Consider the following 345-nt stretch of genomic DNA (forward strand, 5'->3'; position numbering starts at 1 on the left):
GTATCAACACCATCTTTTGTTGCTGGTAATGTACAAATTAAGTTACCTGCACCATGCCCAGTAACAGCCATTGTGTCATCTTCAAATACTTCTACACCTAAATCTGTAAATTTCTTTGTTAATACTTTGCAAATTTCTGCTTCAAATTTCGTTTCAGAATCTACTTGTACTAATTCCATAAATTCATTTACTAAACGTTCTTGATTAATCATAAGACTGCGCCTCCTGCACTACCATTATGTATGTAACACTATTAATTATAACAGAATTTCGCAAAAGTTTCGAAATACAAGACAAAAAACAGACGGTTTATATGTCTAGATAACCATCTGCTTTCTATTACTC

General features: G+C 32.5%; 1 pseudogene. It reads right to left on the reverse strand.

The window, feature by feature from the left end:
- A pseudogene (locus ACP3VS_RS24360) lies at positions 1-212 on the reverse strand (hypothetical protein); the annotation flags it as partial.
- Positions 213-345: the final 133 nt, after the last annotated feature.

This window comes from Lysinibacillus sp. VIII_CA, from assembly GCF_049943995.1.
GTDB classification, from domain to species: Bacteria; Bacillota; Bacilli; order Bacillales_A; family Planococcaceae; genus Lysinibacillus; species Lysinibacillus pinottii.